General features: G+C 70.6%; 2 pseudogenes. Both read right to left on the bottom strand.

Going from position 1 to position 778, the window contains the following annotated elements:
• Positions 1–309 (bottom strand): annotated as a pseudogene (locus E1264_RS42840) (type II secretion system protein); the annotation flags it as partial.
• Positions 306–650, bottom strand: a pseudogene (locus E1264_RS42845) (ATPase, T2SS/T4P/T4SS family); the annotation flags it as partial. The pseudogenes E1264_RS42840 and E1264_RS42845, both read right to left, overlap by 4 nt.
• Positions 651–778 lie beyond the last annotated feature (128 nt).

Below are 778 nucleotides of genomic sequence, written 5' to 3' on the forward strand. Positions count from 1 at the left end.
GGGGAGGCTGAGGAGTTCCGCGGCGATGTGCGGGTCCAGGACGGCGGTGGCCGCCGTGAACGCCTCGTCGGGGGTTCGGCCGGCGGTGAGCTCGGCGGCCATGGCGTCGCAGAGTTCGATGATGGAGGTGCGCCAGCGGTGTGGAAGGGACCGGCGGTCGCGTATGGATATCGCTCTGGCCTTGATCAGGAGGAACGGGTTGGCGGGTGGATGAGTCAGGAGGCGGTTCAGGCGGTGGACGGCAGTGGGCGGGGTCAGGAACGTCCAGACGGCGGCGGCTGAGCAGAGGGCCGCGAGTAGGGCGATCATGCTCGTGGACCTGTTGCCAGGCGGGCGGCGAGAGCGTCGGCACCGGGGCCGGGGATGACTTCGCCGGACGCGGTGAACGACACCGCGGGGACGACGCCGACCAGCCCATCGGACGCCCGGCGGAACAGGCATATCTCGGCCACGCGCCGACGGCCTCCACCCGGGTCGCGGACCAGGTGGACCACGATGTCCAGCGCGGCGGCCAGCTGGCTGTGGACCGCCTCCCGGGTCAGGCCCGCCGCGCACGCCAGCGCTTCGAGCCGGGCCGGAACGTCCGCCGCCGTGTTCGCGTGGAGAGTGCCGCAGCCTCCTTCGTGGCCCGTGTTCAGCGCTTGAAGGAGAACTCCCAAAGGTAAGAAGACACCTACTCTGTACGTCTTCTACTACGACGATGATTCCCGCCCGCCCGCGCGGCCGAGCGTCGGCGAGCAACTGCGCCGGGACGCCGCGGGCCTTCTCTTCATCTGCG

The sequence above is a fragment of the Actinomadura sp. KC216 genome, from assembly GCF_004348535.1.
Lineage (GTDB): Bacteria > Actinomycetota > Actinomycetes > Streptosporangiales > Streptosporangiaceae > Spirillospora.